We start from the raw sequence: 533 nt of genomic DNA on the forward strand, positions 1-533 counted from the left end.
TCGCCGTCGGCGGTGCGCTTCTGCCGCGCGGCCGGGCTGCACCGCTCGCCGGGCGACGGCTCGTGGACGGATGACGCCGGAGCGCCGGTGACCGATCCTGCCACCCTCGAGCGCGTGCGACGGCTCGCCATCCCCCCGGCGTGGACCGACGTCTGGGTGGCGCCCGACGCGCTGGCGCGTGTGCAGGCGACGGGCATCGATGCGCGCGGACGCACGCAGTACCGCTACTCGGACGTCGCGAGCGCTCAGGCCGCGCGCCACAAATTCGACGACGTTCTCGAGTTCGGCGCGACGCTCCCGACGCTCCGTGCGAACGTCGCCCGCACCCTCGCGGATCCCGGCGGCGGCCTCTCCGCCCGGGTGCGGCGGACGACCGCCGCCGTGGTCCGGCTCTTCGACAAGGGGCTCTTCCGGATCGGATCCGATCGCTACGCGCGGGACAACCACACGTACGGCCTCACGACGCTCACACGTCGACACGTCGTGGTGAGGGGATCCGCGATCGAGTTCACCTTCACCGGGAAGGAGCATCG

The 533-nt window shown here is 72.8% G+C and carries 1 pseudogene; it reads left to right on the forward strand.

The annotated features are described in order from the left end of the window. Positions 1-533, forward strand: a pseudogene (locus tag AC4FQ5_RS20130) (hypothetical protein); the annotation flags it as partial.

It is taken from the genome of Chryseobacterium sp. DT-167, from assembly GCF_058310155.1.